The sequence below is a fragment of the Halovalidus salilacus genome, from assembly GCF_031852275.1.
In the GTDB taxonomy this organism is placed as follows: domain Archaea; phylum Halobacteriota; class Halobacteria; order Halobacteriales; family Natrialbaceae; genus Halovalidus; species Halovalidus salilacus.
The window spans coordinates 769517-785203 of the sequence record NZ_CP134700.1 but is presented as its reverse complement, the minus strand read 5'-3'; the positions used below and the strand labels follow the sequence as shown (position 1 = coordinate 785203).

At 59.6% G+C, this 15687-nt stretch carries 15 protein-coding genes and 2 pseudogenes; 4 read left to right on the top strand and 13 right to left on the bottom strand.

The annotated features are described in order from the left end of the window. Complete coding sequence (locus RJT68_RS03855) at positions 1–1389, top strand: hydroxyacid-oxoacid transhydrogenase (RefSeq protein ID WP_407039056.1); 1389 nt, start codon at positions 1–3, stop codon at positions 1387–1389. A gap of 553 nt (positions 1390–1942) precedes the next feature. On the opposite strand, the gene RJT68_RS03850 is transcribed toward RJT68_RS03855, so the two are convergent. The 12 genes and pseudogenes from RJT68_RS03850 to RJT68_RS03795 form a co-directional block, all read right to left on the bottom strand. Then, positions 1943–2392 (bottom strand): HVO_A0114 family putative DNA-binding protein, encoded by a 450-nt coding sequence (locus tag RJT68_RS03850; protein ID WP_407039055.1) that lies wholly within the window; start codon positions 2390–2392, stop codon positions 1943–1945. A 24-nt stretch (positions 2393–2416) separates the two neighbouring features. Beyond that, positions 2417–2810, bottom strand: a pseudogene (locus RJT68_RS03845) (toxin-antitoxin system TumE family protein). A 133-nt stretch (positions 2811–2943) separates the two neighbouring features. Further along, on the bottom strand, positions 2944–3780 hold the full coding sequence (locus RJT68_RS03840) for a BtpA/SgcQ family protein (RefSeq protein WP_407039054.1): 837 nt from the start codon (positions 3778–3780) through the stop codon (positions 2944–2946). Between the two features lie 90 nt (positions 3781–3870). After that, positions 3871–4230, bottom strand: coding sequence for an antitoxin VapB family protein (locus RJT68_RS03835; RefSeq protein ID WP_407039053.1), 360 nt, complete (start codon positions 4228–4230; stop codon positions 3871–3873). Between the two features lie 77 nt (positions 4231–4307). Then, the gene (locus RJT68_RS03830) at positions 4308–4811 is read right to left on the bottom strand and encodes a hypothetical protein (protein WP_407039052.1); all 504 of its coding nucleotides are present in this window, start codon (positions 4809–4811) and stop codon (positions 4308–4310) included. Further along, positions 4808–5119 (bottom strand): ribbon-helix-helix protein, CopG family, encoded by a 312-nt coding sequence (locus tag RJT68_RS03825; RefSeq protein WP_407039051.1) that lies wholly within the window; start codon positions 5117–5119, stop codon positions 4808–4810. The genes RJT68_RS03830 and RJT68_RS03825 overlap by 4 nt, the downstream gene beginning before the upstream one ends. A gap of 126 nt (positions 5120–5245) precedes the next feature. Then, positions 5246–5641 carry a type II toxin-antitoxin system VapC family toxin gene (locus RJT68_RS03820; RefSeq protein WP_407039050.1) on the bottom strand — a complete coding sequence of 132 codons (396 nt, stop codon included), beginning with the start codon at positions 5639–5641 and terminating at the stop codon, positions 5246–5248. Further along, positions 5638–5871 (bottom strand): antitoxin VapB family protein, encoded by a 234-nt coding sequence (locus RJT68_RS03815; RefSeq protein ID WP_407039049.1) that lies wholly within the window; start codon positions 5869–5871, stop codon positions 5638–5640. Before RJT68_RS03815 ends, RJT68_RS03820 begins: the two co-directional genes overlap by 4 nt. Before the next feature lie 234 nt (positions 5872–6105). Continuing rightward, positions 6106–7542 (bottom strand): oligosaccharide flippase family protein, encoded by a 1437-nt coding sequence (locus RJT68_RS03810; RefSeq protein WP_407039048.1) that lies wholly within the window; start codon positions 7540–7542, stop codon positions 6106–6108. 306 nt (positions 7543–7848) lie between these two features. Beyond that, positions 7849–8832, bottom strand: a complete 984-nt coding sequence (locus tag RJT68_RS03805; protein ID WP_407039047.1) for an SDR family oxidoreductase — start codon at positions 8830–8832, stop codon at positions 7849–7851. Between the two features lie 123 nt (positions 8833–8955). Further along, complete coding sequence (locus tag RJT68_RS03800) at positions 8956–9486, bottom strand: lipopolysaccharide biosynthesis protein (protein WP_407039046.1); 531 nt, start codon at positions 9484–9486, stop codon at positions 8956–8958. A gap of 544 nt (positions 9487–10030) precedes the next feature. Continuing rightward, a protein-coding gene (locus RJT68_RS03795) for an IS630 family transposase (RefSeq protein WP_407039045.1) occupies positions 10031–11031 on the bottom strand; the annotation gives its coding sequence in 2 pieces (ribosomal slippage) (positions 10031–10539 and positions 10539–11031; 1002 coding nt in all). Positions 11032–11132: 101 nt separating this feature from the next. Here RJT68_RS03795 and RJT68_RS03790 point away from each other — a divergent pair. Then, entirely contained in the window at positions 11133–11585 is a 453-nt protein-coding gene (locus RJT68_RS03790) for a sulfatase-like hydrolase/transferase (RefSeq protein WP_407039044.1), read from the top strand. A 168-nt stretch (positions 11586–11753) separates the two neighbouring features. Here RJT68_RS03790 and RJT68_RS03785 read toward each other — a convergent pair. Beyond that, positions 11754–12521 (bottom strand): annotated as a pseudogene (locus tag RJT68_RS03785) (IS6 family transposase). A gap of 426 nt (positions 12522–12947) precedes the next feature. Here RJT68_RS03785 and RJT68_RS03780 point away from each other — a divergent pair. Beyond that, the gene (locus tag RJT68_RS03780) at positions 12948–13877 is read left to right on the top strand and encodes a hypothetical protein (protein WP_407039043.1); all 930 of its coding nucleotides are present in this window, start codon (positions 12948–12950) and stop codon (positions 13875–13877) included. A gap of 76 nt (positions 13878–13953) precedes the next feature. Continuing rightward, complete coding sequence (locus tag RJT68_RS03775; protein ID WP_407039042.1) at positions 13954–15135, top strand: AGE family epimerase/isomerase; 1182 nt, start codon at positions 13954–13956, stop codon at positions 15133–15135. The last annotated feature ends 552 nt before the right edge of the window (positions 15136–15687 follow it).

The following is a 15687-nucleotide window of genomic DNA, read 5'->3' as shown; positions in this document are numbered from 1 at the left end:
ATGGCCTACGAGCGATCCGTCTCCGCCGACGAACGCGAACTCGGACCGGAGACCGTCTGGCACATCCAGATGCCCGAGATCCGGTTCGGTCTGGACGCCGTCGAGGAACTCGGATATCAGCTGGCAGACCTCGGGGTCGAGGGCGGTGGCAGTAGTGGCGGAGGCGGAAGCGGTGGTGGCGGAGGAGGCGGTGGCGGTGGCGGCGGTGGCGGTGGCGGCGCGCACGGCCTCCTCGTCACCGACGAAAACCTCGTCGACATCGGCCACGCCGACCGGGTCCGTGATCACCTCGAGGACGCGGGCTACGACGTGACCGTCTGGGACGGCGCCGAGCGGGAGCCCTCCATCGAGAACGTCGACGAGTGCATCTCGTTCGTCCGCGAGCACGAAGGCGAGGCGGGCTACGACTTCTACGTCGGCTTCGGCGGCGGAAGCTGCATCGACGTCGCGAAGACGACCCGCGCGGTGATCGCCAACGGCGGCGAGGTGCTGGACTACATCGCCGAGCCGACGGGCGAGGGGGAGCCGCTCACCGAGTCCGGACCCCCGCTCGTGCTCATGCCGACGACGGCCGGGACGGGCGCCGAAATCTCCCCGGTCGCCATCCTCTCCGTCGAGGAGAAGGAGATCAAGGAGGGCATCTCGAGCAACCACATTCGCGCCGACGCGGCGGTGTTGGATCCGACGTTCACGACGACGTTACCCCCGGATATGACCGGGAAGACCGCGATGGACGCCCTGGGCCACGCCATCGAGGGGTACACGACGCACCCCTTCGACGGGCTGCTGCGGGCCGCTGATCCGGCCGAGCGTCCCGTGTATGCAGGTCGGACGGAGCTGACCGAGATGTTCTCCGAGAAGGCCATCGAGTTGCTCTCCGGGAACGTCCGGACGGCGGTGCACAACGGGGACGACCTCGAGGCCCGCTCGGCCATGCTGAAAGGTGCGCTCTTCGGCGCCATCGCCGGGTTGACCGCCGGAGCCAGCCTCTGCCACGCGATGGCCTATCCCGTCGGGAACAAGTATCACACCTACCACGGCGAGACCATCGCGGTGCTGACGCCGGCGAGCACGCTGGGGTACAACGTCGCCAGCGATCCCGAACGGTTCGTTCGCGTCGGGGAGATGTTGGGTGCTGAGACGGAGGGGATGGGGACTCGAGAGGCGGCTGACCAGGCTCGAGCGGAGTACGTGAAGTTGCAGCGGGATCTGAACGTTATTCCCAGCGGGTTGCACGAACTCGCGGGGATTACGGAGGAGGAGATCGATTGGCTCGCGAGCCAGACCGTCGAGACGCAGCAGCGGTTGCTGCGGTGTAACCCACGTCCCGTCGAGAAGGAGGACGTCGAGGGGATCTTCCGGGACGCGCTGCACAACTGGGAGGAGTAACCTCGAGGGTACTCCTCGAATTACCGTTTTCGCCGTATCGATCAGTCGGGATTACGGACGTCGAGTACGAATACCTCGAAAGCCCCTGCCAGCATCCGGTCGAGGGGCTCGCTGCGCGCTTCCTTCACTTCGTTCAGTCCAGTGCTTACTTCGCCCGTCTTCCCGGATGCCGGCAGCCCCTTTCATTCCCACCCGTACCGGCTGACCGGGATGCCACCGCGGGTGGGAATGAAAGGGCTGGCGTTGAGCGAACGCTCCGCGTTCGCGATGCTCGGGAGAGCTTGCTCTCCCGGCGCTCTCGAGGAAGGCGGGCGAAGTCCTCGTGAGCGAAGCGAACGAGGGATCAGCGAGACGCTTTGCGTCTCGCGGAGCAAGCACTGCAGGGACCGGAGGGAGCGAAGCGCGTGGTTCGAGAGAGCTTCGCTCTCTCGTCATCACGAAAGACGCAACGCGTCTTTCGAACGACAGCGAGCGCACCGACTCGAGAGCGCCAGGGGCTTTCGAGGTGTTCTCATCTGGTCAAATATGTATCCGTATATGGAGTGCGCAGTGTTTACGGCGCGACAGTGGCCGTACCACCAGCCTCTGGATCGAACGGGAGAGTGATGACGAGTTCGTCGAACCAGACGACCGGGCGCTTTTTCTGGCCGTCTTCTTCGAAGAAGATGATGCCCAGCTGGGCGAGCCGACTGAGTTCCTCGTGGACGTTCTTCACGTCCCGGTCAACGACCCGTGCGGTTTCGTTGATGCTGGATGGCTCCTGCTGGCGAATGGCTTCGATGAGATCGAGGACGCGAGGCGTCAGCGTCGCCATGAGGTCGTCGTAGCTGGTGAACGAGAGCGTCGGCGGAGAATCCACCGCGTCGCCCCGCTCGAGTGCCTCGATACCGTCGGTAACGTCATCGTGGAACTCACCGGACGACTTCACGGTCACGACGAGCGTTGATTCGGCCCGAAGCTGTTCGCGCTCCATCGGGTGCAGCGGCGGCGTGGTATCGTTCATGGGTATCACCGTGGTGTGATGGCCTCACTCGACCTCGAACTCGGATTTCGGGATCTCGCTCCAGAACCGTTCCCAGAGTCCGACCATCCCGGGGAACGTGATGATTTCTGGGTAGGGATCCGGTGCGACGTGCAGTTCGTGCCCCTTTGTATCCTCGTGCGAGTTGCCATCTCGAAACGGTCGAGCCGTTTCGACGAGTCGTCGAAAATCTTCGATTTTCGAGATACCGACGAATCGTCCCATCGACAAGCGTGCGGGGCGGGTTCGGCTCCGTCGCGCCGTAGTGGAGCTTGTAGGCCCACCCGGACGGGTACGCGTCACGGTCCGTCCGCATGCAGAACACGCGGACGACGGTTCCGTCCGGGTACTTCCTTCCCTCGCTCACGCCATCGAGGTCGTCGTCGGTCAGTGAGGCCATCCTCATGCATTGGTACTCAGACCAATGCATTAACTCTATTGGTAGAATGACCAATAAGAGTCATCGCACTCCCGATATCCATACGATTGCGCTCCACCAGTCCGAACTTCGTCAGTCTAGGAGGATCGTCGAGCTATTCCGATCGATCGCTCGAGTCGGCCGCTCGAGCCGCCTCCACCAGCGCTCGAGTGCGATCCTCGTCGACGGGGTTCGTCGTCTCGCCGCCTTCCTTGAGCGCCGTGCCGACGATGACGCCGTCCGCGCCCGTCTCGAGGCAGTCGGCCACGGTGTCGGGCGTGACGCCGCTACCGACGAACACTGGAATTGGGGAGTCTCGGTCGAGACTCGAGAGGGCAGATTTGACGCGTTCGACGTCCTCGAGGGCCGTCTCGACGCCCGTGCCGGATCCGGAGACGATCACGCCGTCCGCGCGACCGCGTTCGACCGTCTCGAGGGCGGCGCGTTCGATCGATCGGTCGCCGACGGGGGTGGCGTGCTTGACGTGGACGTCCGCGAGGATCGCGACGTCGGCGTCGATCCGATCTCGGAGGCGGAGCGTTTCGTGGGCACGGCCCTCGAGGAGTCCCTGGTCGGTGGCTGCGGTTCCGGTGTGGACGTTGACGCGGATGAACGAGGCGTTCGCCGCGGCGGCGACGGAGAGAGCGGCCTCGGCGTCGTTCCTGAGGACGTTGACGCCGACGGGGACGTCGACGGCGTCGGCTATCGCTTGCGTGTGGGCGGTGAGCTCCGCGACGACGTGCTTCGGGACGTCGTCCGGGTAGAACGGTGCGTCGCCGAAGTTCTCGACGAGGACGGCGTCGACGCCGGCGGACTCGAGGGTCGTGGCGTCTTCGAGGGCTTGGGTTCGGATCTCGTCTCCAGTGGAGGCGTATCCAGGGGCTCCGGGTAGCGGCGGGAGATGCACCATGCCGATGATCGTGGTTGGGGTGAGCTGCTCGAGGAGGTTCATGGGTGGAGTGTGGCTCGAAGCGAAAAATAGCGTCCGGTCGATTCATCCCCCATTTCCCGTTCGGGATTCGATCGGCCGCAAGTCGAGTGATCAGTTACGTCGGTCCGAGTCGGACTCCAACTCGTCCTCGAATCTCAAGAGCGTTCCACGACTCAACCGTCGCACGTCCGTTTTCACGTCCCGGTGAGTGTCGTCGTCGAGCACACCCGCTCCGGTGACGTCGGCGAGTGTTCTGCGCTCCTCGAGGAGATCACCGATGACGTCGCTGAAGCTTCGGTCGCCTTTTTCGGCCTTCAACGCTCGGTACACGTCGTCCGAGATGGTGATCGTCTTGCTCATATCCGACGTATCGGTGCCTATTCGTAAAACGTTCACAGCAAGCGTCGACGGGGAGCAGAAATCGGTGGATCGGTGGACGAAACTCGAGCCGGGGGCCGAGGACTCGGTCACGTCTCTACGGGAATCCTATCTCGAGACGTTCTCGTGGGTAAGACACGTCGTCGATCGCTCACCACGGTGCGATCCCGTCAGTCGAAGAGGGTCGCGGCCTGATGGACGTACGCGTTTCCATCCCAACTTCGACTCGCGGAGATCCCCTCGAGGAGTTCCCTCGCCTCCCGTTTTTCGAGAGCGCCGACGACGACGAACGCCTTCAGCAATCGCGGCGTAGTCACGAGTCGAGCGTCCGCCAGCGACGCGTGGATCAATGCGAGCTGGGTGAATTCGTCGCAGTAGAAAAACGCCGCCTCGAGTCGTTTCGCCAGTCGAACCGCCGCGTTCTCGCCGTCGTCGAGCGGGAAATCGGGATCGAGATCGACCTCGTGAACGTCGTACCGTTCGCGCTCGTCGAGGAGAGCGCGTGCAGCCTCCCCGTGACCATCGTCGTATCGCGCGACGTCCTCGAGTTCGTCGACGACCTGCTCGGGCACGGCGACGTCGTATCCGTCGAGGAGAAGCGGGAGGGCGATCCGACGCGCTTGGGACGTACTCGCCAGGCTGACGAGCGCCGACGTGTCGGCGACGAGCGTCATTCGTCGAGGGCTTCAGCGAGTTCGTCGCTGAGGCGATCGTCGGTGAGCTGTCGTTTGAGCACCCGGTAATTCCGTGCGCGCTCGACGCCGACGATCGCCTCGACCTGCTCGAAATCGAGTCGATCCTCGTAGTAGGCGTTCGCGATTCGCTGCCGGACGCGCTCCTCGTCGGTCGCCTCGTCGAGGTACTCCCGGAGCGCCTCGACGAGGACGTCCGTTCGATTCGTCCCCTCGGCGATCGCGAGCGCGTCGGCCCGCTCGATCAGCCGCTCGGGTGCGCGGAAGTGGACGCGCGTACTCGAACCCATGGTCACACATTGTGCACACGAATACGTAAGCGTATCGCGGAATCGTCGATTGCGAGACGAACTAGGTCGACCACACCAGGGTCTTCGGGTCCGATAACAGGCGATACACCTCATGTTACCGGGTCGTCAGTACGAAACGACCTCGAGGCCCAGAATCCGCTCGAAGTGATCCACGTTCCGCGTGAGAACGGGTTCGTCGTGTACCACTCCCGTCGCACCGATGATCTCGTCACCCGGATCGTCGAGCGGTCGCCCCTCGCTCGAGAGCCGACCGGCGATTCGACCGGCCTTGCCGGCGATCTCCGGCGTCACGTCGTAGATCACCTTGGACTCGAGGACTGCCTCGACGCGCGCCCGTTCCCGGTCGGGTTTGTCGACGTAGCCGACGCCCCAGTACAACTCGTACACCGTCATCGCGGAGAGCCGCTCGGGGACGCCGTTCCGCGCGAGTTCGTCGGCTTTCGCGAGCGCGTCCGGGTCCGCTCGAGCGACGTCCTCGACGAACGCGGTGTCGAGAATCACGCGTCGTCCACCCGGTCGCGGCGGGTCGCGTACCGATCGTACGCGCGTTTCCGCGCCGACCGAATCTCGTCGACCTCGTCGTCGGTGAAGACGCCCGCGAGATCCCGGATCGGGCGCTCGCTCGCCAGCCGCTCGACGGCCTCGGAGAACGTCTCGTCCTCGCGCTTGCGTCGCTCGAGGGCCTCGTACGCGTCGACCGTGAGTCGGACGCTCTTGTAATCGGCCCCCATGTGTATACAGACGTACACAGTAGTGAAATGCGTTTCGTCGGGTCGCGAACGTCGCTGACGTTCTCGAGGATGATGGGTTCGCCATCCACTGGCTGAGTGCGGACGCCCTCGAGATCTCCTGTTCGGCTCACGGTGTTCGGAGACGCTCGAGGCGGTTCGTGGATGAGGTGGGGTCCGAGACGGGAATTGATCGGTAGATCCGTTTCGGAGGGGGTTCGACACCGACCGACGCGGTCAGAGCCGCTCCGGGAGCGGAACTGGTGCGTTGGCCACGACCGTCGACCGGAACCGCCTCGAGACGACGAACAGGGTCAGGAAGTAGACCGTCGCTCCGAGCGAGACGAGCGTCCCCACGATGAAGGCGTTGTGGTTGATTTCGAGCGACTCGAGGACCCCTCGAGCGGCCACGACGACGAGCGCCATGAACAGCGCCGCGCCGAACTGACGCAGGAGTTCGGCGACCGGAATTTCGACGTCGACGAGTTCACGGAGCGAGCGATACGAGAGCGCCAGGCCGACGCAGGCGGAACAGACCGTCGCGATCGCGGCGCCGATCCAGCCGATCCAGAGGATGAGTGCGACGTTCAACGCGGCGTTCGTGGCGATGAAGATCGCGTTGATCCGGAACGCGATATCGGGTCGGTCGAGCGCGTTCAACGCGTTCATCAGTTGTTTCTGGTAGTCGTAGACGAGCGTCGAGAGGATCAGCAGGCCGAGGACCGCGGTCCCCTGCGCGAACTCGTCTCCGTACAACCGGAGGAGGCGGTCGCCGAGCACGAGGCCGCCGAACAGTCCGGGGATCACGACGAGGCCGGCGTACGCGAGCGAGTCGGCGATCAGCCCCTCGATCTGCTCGCGCTCCGCGGCCGCTTCTGCCCGACTCAGTTCAGGGAACAGCGTGGCGCTGATCGCGCTCCCGAACAGCGTGAGGAAGGTCGCGATGCTCCAGGCGACGGAGTAGACGCCCACGAGCGCGGACGGAACGAGCGCCCCGAGCACGATGACGTCGACGTCGTTGAACGACCGCGATTTCAGGCTCCCGAGCCACGAGAACTTCGCGAAGTCGTAGAGGCTCCGGAAGTGTCGTCTCCGAGGGCGCGTCATCTCGAGCGAGAGGAACGTCGCGCCGATCAGCCCGACGAGGAGGCCACCGATCGCGTGGCCGACGAGCATCCCGCTCAGACCGAATCCGGCGACGACGAGGCCGATCTGGATCACGCTCCGAAGGCCGGTCTTGACGGGCATCAACGCGCCCGAGAGGTGGACCAGTCGCTCGCCCTTCAGCGCCGAATCGATCAGCGAGGAGAAGAGGCCGACGAGCAACAGGAGGGCGACGAACGGCGCGACCGGGGCGTCGACGTACGCGTTCACGACCGACTCGAGGGCGACGACCGCGAGGGCGAGCACGAGGCCCAGCGCGCAGACGACGACCGCCCCGGCGGTGAAGTACGCCGACGGCTCCTCCCCCTCGCTGATCCGCTTGACGACCGCGGACCCGATCCCGAGTTCACCGCCGAGTTTCAGCCACGCGACGACCGCCAGGACGATCGAGTAGTACCCCAGCACCTCGGCGCCGAGCGTGCGGGCGAAGTACAGCGTCGCGACGAAGCCGAGGGCCGAGCCGACGAGCCTCGAGGCGAACACGACGAACGACGTCTGGCCGATTCTCATGGGAGGGGACCGCGCGAGAGGGACTCGCTCGACGAGTAGGTGAGCGGCGCGCGAGGTAAATCCCTTCTGAAGACGTCCTTCGAAGAATGGTGGAACTACTCTTCGTCGATCCCAGTTCTGACGTCCCGCGATCTTCTCGAGAGGTTCCTCGACTCTTTAGTCACTAGATCACCGGTGACGATGAACGTTTTCGGCAATTGCGGCGTAATCACGAGTCGTGAGTCTAGCAGCGAAACGGGGATCAGCGCGAGTCGGGTGAACTCGTCGCAGTAGAAAACGTGGCACGCAGAGAGTGTTGGACGGGCATTAGGACCGCAATACGAGTGGTTCGTACCACGATCGGTTCTCCCGGTACCACTCGACGAAGCTCGAGACGCCCTCCTTGATGCTCGTCGACGGTTCGTAGCCGATCAGGTCCCGAGCTTTGCTGACGTCGGCGTGCGTGTGTCTGGCGTCGGCCTCCTTCGCATCGGTGTATTCGATCTCGACTTCGGCACCGGTCACGTCGATCACGTGCTCGGCGAGTTCTCGAATCGTGATGTTCCCCGTCGATCCGACGTTCATCGCTTCGCCGTCGGCCGCATCCGTCTCGAGGAGCGCGAGGTTCGCGTCGACGATGTCGTCGATGTACGTGAAGTCTCGAGTCTGTTTACCGTCGCCGTAAATGACCGGTGACTCTCCGTTCAGACAGCGGGAGGTGAAGTTCGTGATCGCCATATTTGGGCGCATCCGCGGGCCGTAGACCGTGAAGTAGCGGAGACTAACGGTCGGGAGATCGTACACGTCGGTCCAGACCCGACAGTAGTGTTCGGCGGCGAGTTTCGTAACGCCGTAGGGACTCTTCGGCGTGTTGGGGTGGTCCTCGTCGTACGGGAGGTACTCGGGGACGCCGTAGACCGACGAGGAGGAGGCGTTGACGAATCGGTCGACGCCGGTAGCGGTTGCTGCCTCGAGGAGATTCAGGAGGCTGGTCGTGTTGATCTCGTGTGGTTTCTTGGGATTTTCCACGCTCGTCCGGACGCCCGCCTGGGCCGCCTGATGGTAGACGACGTCGAATTCGGCGTCGGCGAAGAGCTCGTTAACGAGCGATTCGTCGGTGATGGAGCCCTCGACGAACTCGAATCGATCTGGGGCCGTCTCGCGGCAGAGCTCGAGATTCCGGTCCTTGATGCCGAGATCGTAATACGGGTCGAGGATATCGAGAACGGTGACGGAGTGTCCGTGATCGAGAAACGCGTTCGCGAGATGTGAACCGATGAAGCCCGCGCCACCGGTTACCAGGACGTTCATGCGCAGAGCGTGGCCCTCGAAGGGGTAGTTCGTTTCGGAGTGAATTCTCTGCGGTAGTGTGGTACGTTTGGTCGCGCCATCACACCTCGAACGGTACTCGGATCGGCACGTTGGCAATCACCATCAATCGGAACCGCCTCGAGACGGTGAACAACGTGAGGAAGTAGACCGCCGCGCCGAGTGCGACGAGCGTCCCGACGATGAACGCGTTGTGGGTAATCTCGAGCGATTCGAGGAAACCTCGAGCGGCGAGTAGACGCCGACGAGCGCGGAGGGGACGAGCGCCGAGCCCAGACCGGTCAGGAGGAGGACCGCGACGAACGGTGCGACTTGCGCGCCGACGTATCCCTCCACGACGGGTTCGAGCGCGAGGACGGCGAGTGACAGTCCGACACCGAGTACGCCGATGACGATCGCGCCGGCTTCGAAGTACACCGACGGCTCTTCGCCCTCGCTGATCCGCTTGCCTACGGCCGAGGAGACGCCGAGTTCGCCGCTGAGTTTCAGCCACGCGACGACCGCCAGGACGATCGAGTAGTACCCCAGCACCTCGGCGCCGAGCGTGCGGGCGAAGTACAGCGTCGCGACGAAGCCGATGCCCGAACCGACGAGCCTCGAGGCGAACACGACGAACGACGTCTGGCCGATTCTCATGAGAGGGGCGGCGGCGGGCGCGAATTTATTCGCTGACCGTCAGGTGAGACGGGCACGAGGTAAATCCCTTATGGAGCGTCCTCGAGGGATAGGGCAACCGAGCTTCGCTGATCGTCTATTGCTACCTCGGTGTCGTCTGGTCAACGTACGTATTTCCGTCGCCAACCCCGACGCGGGGATCTCCTCAAGAAGTACCCTCACCCCCACTTTGCGGGATTGCCGGTGATGACGAACACCTTCAGCAATCACGGCGTGGTCACGAGTCAAGCGTCCGCCAGCGACGTGTGGATTAGCCCGGGTTGAGTGAGTTCGTCGCAATAGAAAAACGGGCCTCGAATAAATTGGCCAATCGAACTGAGGCGTTCTCACCGTCATCGAGCGAGAATTCGGGATCGAGGTCGACCTTATGGACGTTCTACAAACTGTGGTCATCGAGGAGTATACGTGCCGTCGTCACATTGTCGTGGCACTGCGCGATGTCGTCGAGTCCGTTGACAATCGCTCGACTCTGTAAATCGTGGTGGTTATCGAACTATAGTATGACCTAGAAATAATTACTCACTTTTGGTATAGAGAGTTGGTCAAGAGCCGTATCAATCGCCGTTGTGAGATCGTCGAGTGACTCAAAGAAGCGGTTGCTGAGAGCGGCTTGGAGTTGTCTCCAGCACTCCTCGACAGGATTTAGCTCTGGCGAGTATGCCGGTAACGTGACGAAGGCGAGGTCGTCACGGGCCGCTAGGTCCGTGACGGCCGATGCCTGAAAATACGGCGCTCCATCCAGCACAATGAGCAAACCATCTTTGAACTCTTGGCATAATGCAAGAATGAAATGTTTCGCGTGTTCGGCGGTTACGTACTCTTCGAATCGAGCGAAAAAGCGATCACCGTCTTCGGTGATCGCGCCCAAGAGACACGTCCAGTCACGTTGACCGGATAATTCGACGGATGGCCGCGTGCCGCGGGGAAACCACGCGGCACGCGGCTCGACCTGCACGGATTTCTTGGTTTGATCGATACAGACTACGGTGGCGTCCAGCTCCCGCCGCTTTTTTTGAACTCTTTGCGGAACGTTTCTTGCGCGTCAGCATCGGATTCAGCGACTGTACGGCGTGGTTTTTGATAGCTCAATCCCGCTTCTTTGAGCAACCGCCGGCAACTCGGGAGCGAGTACTCGACATCGTAGGTTTCGGCAAGATACTGCTGGACGAGCGCCGGCGTCCACGCCGGCGCGTCGAGCCCAACTTCCGCAGGAGATCCGTGGACAGTTGCTTCGAACTGTTCTTGCTCTGTTTCCGAGAGTTTTCGCTTTCTCCCAGATCGATGAGCATCAGTAACGGCCTGTTCAAGCGACTCGTCGGTGTCGAGCCGCTTGAGCCAATTATAGATCGTTTTCCGTTCAACTCCGTACCACTCGGCAAGTTCACTCTGTGGAACGCCGTTTTTGTAGGCAATCGCGGCTAACAGCCGTTGTGCCGGTTTCTTTCCGTCTACGTTGTCGAGTGCGTTCTGAAGATCCTCAACGGAGATCTCGTCAAGATGTTCCATTACAATGGCTTACAATCTCTGCGTAAATAGTTCTAATGACTACTATAGATAGACCCTTCAAATATTTGTCGACACGTCGAAGAACCCGCTGAAAGCCCCCGATGCGAATCTTTCGTACGAAGAAACACACGTCATTCGATGACGCTGAGCCGCCTTTTGCTCTACTTAAACACGATACTGGGGCTCATGATCCTTATGCACATTATGAAATGGAAGGACGGCCAACATCAGCTGAATTTTTTGACCAATACGCTGGCCAAACGGAGGAGCTACGCAAGCTATACAAAAGAGGGGTCGACCAAGCTGCAGACAGGGTCTTAAACTGCGTCGAGTCACTCGAAGATAAGGGACTACTGGACACAACACTCGTTTTCGTTATCTCAGACCATGGTGAGTTACTTAGAGAGCAAAATAGAGGCGGCAAATTCGCCCACAGTTCACCCATGTCGCCCGAGCTGGTGCGAGTACCTGCTGTTGTAATTGGAGCGGGTCTTCCAAAGGGGGAAACACTGGATTGGCACCTCTCTGGGATCGATATTGCGCCAACGTTATGACGGCTTCATGATCGACCTATTCCATCACACTTACCCGGAATCGATATTTGGACTAATACTCCGTCACCTGATCGGGTCGTACAATCACACTGCTGGAAAACAGTTGGACGTTTCAGTTACGCGGCTAGCGGTGGATGGAATTCAAATGGGGTATAGTAAATCACATTTCTAACCGAATAGATTGATTAGCATATGGAATAAGGGCACTGTGTAGTTTAGCACCTCCGCTGGCGTCTGTCCGCTAAGTGATTGGTGCGGTCGATGCATGCTATAGTAGTGTACGAACGGTTCAATCCATTCTCTGACGCTCGCCCGACTGCCCACCCACGAGTTATGGAAGCGGTCAACTCTCATCTTGAATGTGTGAAACCACTTTTCGATCAGGTTTCGATCAACGTAGGTGAGCTGACCGCTCAACCCTAATCGGGAGAGCGCAGTCAGATAGCCGTAGCCATCGACGAGAAAGACCATCTCGGAGAGATCGTGTTTCTCGGTCAATCGATGCAGGAAGGCAGCGGCTGGGTCGGTGCCTCGTCGTCCGAACACTGCGACATCAAGAATGAGCCGTGAGTCTAGATCTATTGCAGCGTACAACCAGTCGCCGTTGATCTTGACAGCGGTTTATCAATGGCGACCCGCGACGGCTGCGCCGTTCTCAGAACGCTTCGCGTTCTGATGGGCCGTACGAGAGCTCCGCTCTCGTGGACGTCGGCGGGTCTGGGACGCTGTCAGCCAGCCGATGTACCAGTGACAGATTGCTTGATGCGAGCGTTCAACCCCGAGTGAGCGAAGAATTTCCTGTGTCTCTCGAAGCGAACAACCGGTTGCGTGGAGCCGGACGGCGACGCCCGTCAGGGCGTTCGCCGTCCGCTCATGCACCCAACATTCATCAAACTCCGCCGCGTAGCTCTCGTTAAGCAGGTCTGCGAGCATCATTCCAAACCAACTCTACGACCTGCTCACTTCTCAAACCGCGCTAACTAGACGGTGCCACCCTGGATCCAATGTCCGTCTTCTGGTGAACGCATTAACAGGGATACCAATGAATATCGGTGCTTACAAGATGTCGTAGGATCATAGCAAGTTCTAAATAGATATTATGCCAGTTATGTCTACGTGGATAACTCCGATGCCAGACAGCGGTTTGTCTTCTCGTGCTCTCGTACCTCGTCTAGAACAGAAAATCCTCTTAGACGATATCAATTTATTGTACATAGATTATCAAATTATCGTTTCTAGAGGGCGAAAACACTTCCAACGGTTGTCTGAAGAGATAGTTAAGCTCAAAGCGCATATTATACTTGGAAATGACCTTCAGGAGATTATTCACGTAGAAGGTGAAGGAGGAGAGGGTGAATAGCGATGATCACTCAGAAGTTAAAAAAATTTATCGCAAATCCACATCTCCTGATCGGTGAGATTCGAAAAGGAGCCGAAAAAGCAAACATCAAGCTCCACCAGCAGTTTCGGTCTGATTACGGCGAACTCGCGATTGACCAAGACTGGGACAACCTTATTATACTTGACGCTTGCCGATACGATACGTTTGTAGAACGGAATCATATCGAAGCCGATCTTTCGCGGTTTCGATCGGCAGCCTCGCATAGTTGGGAGTTCATGGAAAAAAACTTCGTTGGAAGAAATCTGCATGACACGGTTTATGTGTCTGCTAACGGGTTCACTCCCAAGATTGAGCGTGGGACGTTCCACGCACTCATCAGCTTGCTTGACAAGGACCAGAACAAGGATACCGTCCTTCCCGAAACAGTCATCGAAGCAGCTGTTGAAGCTTCCGAGGAATATCAAAATAAACGGCTTATTGTCCACTTTATGCAACCTCACTTTCCGTTCATCGGGCCGACGGGCCGGTCGTTCTATCATCGAGGACTGCAAGCCCACAAGCAAAGTGGTTCAGAAGAGCCGAACGTGTGGGAGATCCTCCAGTGGAAACACTCCGGCTACGACGACGTTGACGAGGCCCTGGTTTGGAAGGCGTACCGAGAAAACGTCGATATTGCGATCGATGCCGCCGAGAAACTACTCAAAGAACTCTCTGGTAAAACGGTCGTCTCCGCTGATCACGGCGTGCTAATCGGTGACCGGATGTCTCCCATTCCGATCCGTGGCTATGGGCACTCGTCGGGCCTCCGTCTCCCCGAGGTTACGGATGTGCCATGGTTGGTCGTCAAGGACGGTACTCGGAAGGAAATCGTCTCTGAGGACCCAGTAGTCTACACTGACGTAGAGGCAAACGTTGTAGAGGATCGACTCCAGGGGTTCGGGTACAAGTGATGGTGCGAAAAAGAAGGGAACATGCTGCAAATTGGTATTCTTATATATTCGTATTATTGCGACAGAGAGGTGGCAAATGAGTAAAGAATTTGGCGTAGATACGAGAGAGTGCATTACACTGACCGAGATCATTGTCGAATCGGCTGATCGTGCCCGGAGTAGACAGCAGAGTGACGGGAGCTTTAATCCTGGAAGTAATGGGCCACACGAGGACGAGGAAACACCCGTACGTAATACTGCGAATTGGCTGGTGACCTTTATCGATGCTTACGAGCAAACTGGGTCGGAACGGTTCCTCGAAGCCGCCGAGAATGCACTAAATTATCTCCTTTCAAAGAATGCCCGTCCGGAAGGTGCCGTGTTTCACCTCCGTGATGCGCCAGAAAAGGATCAAACCGATGGGCTCGTTGGCCAGGCGATCGTCCTTGAAGCATTGATCGAAGCAGGGCGAAGTCTCGGTGATAGCGATGCTATCGCCGTTGCTACTGATATCATCCGCCTCCATACATTCGACTCCGAACTCGGTCTATGGAAGTCAGCCAATCTCGACGGGTCGCCACAGAAAACCGTCGGAACATACAACCAGCAGATCCACTTCGCTGCCGTTGCGGCCGGTGTTACTACTCTAGAAGACCACACGGAAGATATCCTACAGCAAGTACGCCGGTTCATGGACCAGATGGAGGCACATGCGTGGCCATACTCGGATGGACTGTTAAGAACCCTGGTACGCCCATCCGCCACGACGATTATCAAGGCAGCGATGCAAAATGATCGTCACCTCCTCGCAACCACCGTTTCGCAGGCTCTACGAGAATCTCTCCACCAGTGGACACCCTTACAGATTGACTCACAGACCGTTATCCGTGAGAAGGCTGTCGGCTATCAGGGGTTCCATCTCTATGGCCTCGCGCTACTAGCTCGATACCAGCCCGATCACAAGGTATGGAACTCAAGCTTCGTTGACTATCTTCTTGCGGCTACTGATTCTGGGACGTTCAGATCAGCAGTCGTCGAAAACAAGTATGGATTTCCGTACAACCCATCGGGTTTCGAGATTGCGCTCGCTCTTGAGGTGTTTCAGAACGACCACGAACGAGCCCGCGATTGGGTTGAACTCCAACTCCGCTGCCACTTCAATTGGGACCAGATGTCCCTCGCCAAGGGTACGCCGCACCCTCGGGTTCTCGCAGCTCGAATCTATGAAGCAACACGCCTTTCTGACTACACTCTTCCCCTCAAGGAAGTTCGACCGTAGCGATTGATGTCACAGCAGACTAATGAGGAAGAGATCAGCTTGAATTGGGAGACGTTCTCAGAACCACCGCACGCTTCGCGGCTACGATCATTGGTTCGCCAGTACAGTGATTTTCCCTCGAGTGCGCACCCGATCAGAAACCGGATCAGTCATCTTCTCTTCATACAGCTTCTCGTACGGTTTGCGTGAGGAGTGGGTCGAGATTCAACGCGCCTGCACAACGTATCTGCCAAGGGACGAACGATGAAAGTCCGCGACAGCGAGCTGGTGAGCGAACTGACGATCGCCGCGGGACAGATCTCACAGTGCGACATTTGCGGAACCTGTCTGCGACCGGAACACCGCGTCGAGGTCCTGGTCGATCTCGAGGCCGAACCGGAGGTCGTCGTGCAACGGTGTCGACGTTGCGCTCGTGGATCGGTGCGCCCGGAGACACGGCGAGTGTGTTGTGTTGCTCGAGGGCGAGTCGTCGGGGTTGTTGGTGCGGATGGGCGCTCGAAGCTGGTCCTGCCGGGCGCGGCCGTGGTCGACTTCGCCGTGTAGTCTCCTCTA

Coding starts and splice junctions, on each gene's coding strand:
- RJT68_RS03810 (WP_407039048.1), bottom strand. CDS start 7,542: ATGAGAATCGGCCAGACGTCGTTCGTCGTGTTCGCCTCGAGGCTCGTC.
- RJT68_RS03855 (WP_407039056.1), top strand. CDS start 1: ATGGCCTACGAGCGATCCGTCTCCGCCGACGAACGCGAACTCGGACCG.
- RJT68_RS03805 (WP_407039047.1), bottom strand. CDS start 8,832: ATGAACGTCCTGGTAACCGGTGGCGCGGGCTTCATCGGTTCACATCTC.
- RJT68_RS03840 (WP_407039054.1), bottom strand. CDS start 3,780: ATGAACCTCCTCGAGCAGCTCACCCCAACCACGATCATCGGCATGGTG.
- RJT68_RS03780 (WP_407039043.1), top strand. CDS start 12,948: ATGATCACTCAGAAGTTAAAAAAATTTATCGCAAATCCACATCTCCTG.
- RJT68_RS03800 (WP_407039046.1), bottom strand. CDS start 9,486: ATGAGAATCGGCCAGACGTCGTTCGTCGTGTTCGCCTCGAGGCTCGTC.
- RJT68_RS03815 (WP_407039049.1), bottom strand. CDS start 5,871: ATGGGGGCCGATTACAAGAGCGTCCGACTCACGGTCGACGCGTACGAG.
- RJT68_RS03790 (WP_407039044.1), top strand. CDS start 11,133: ATGCGAATCTTTCGTACGAAGAAACACACGTCATTCGATGACGCTGAG.
- RJT68_RS03830 (WP_407039052.1), bottom strand. CDS start 4,811: ATGACGCTCGTCGCCGACACGTCGGCGCTCGTCAGCCTGGCGAGTACG.
- RJT68_RS03825 (WP_407039051.1), bottom strand. CDS start 5,119: ATGGGTTCGAGTACGCGCGTCCACTTCCGCGCACCCGAGCGGCTGATC.
- RJT68_RS03850 (WP_407039055.1), bottom strand. CDS start 2,392: ATGAACGATACCACGCCGCCGCTGCACCCGATGGAGCGCGAACAGCTT.
- RJT68_RS03775 (WP_407039042.1), top strand. CDS start 13,954: ATGAGTAAAGAATTTGGCGTAGATACGAGAGAGTGCATTACACTGACC.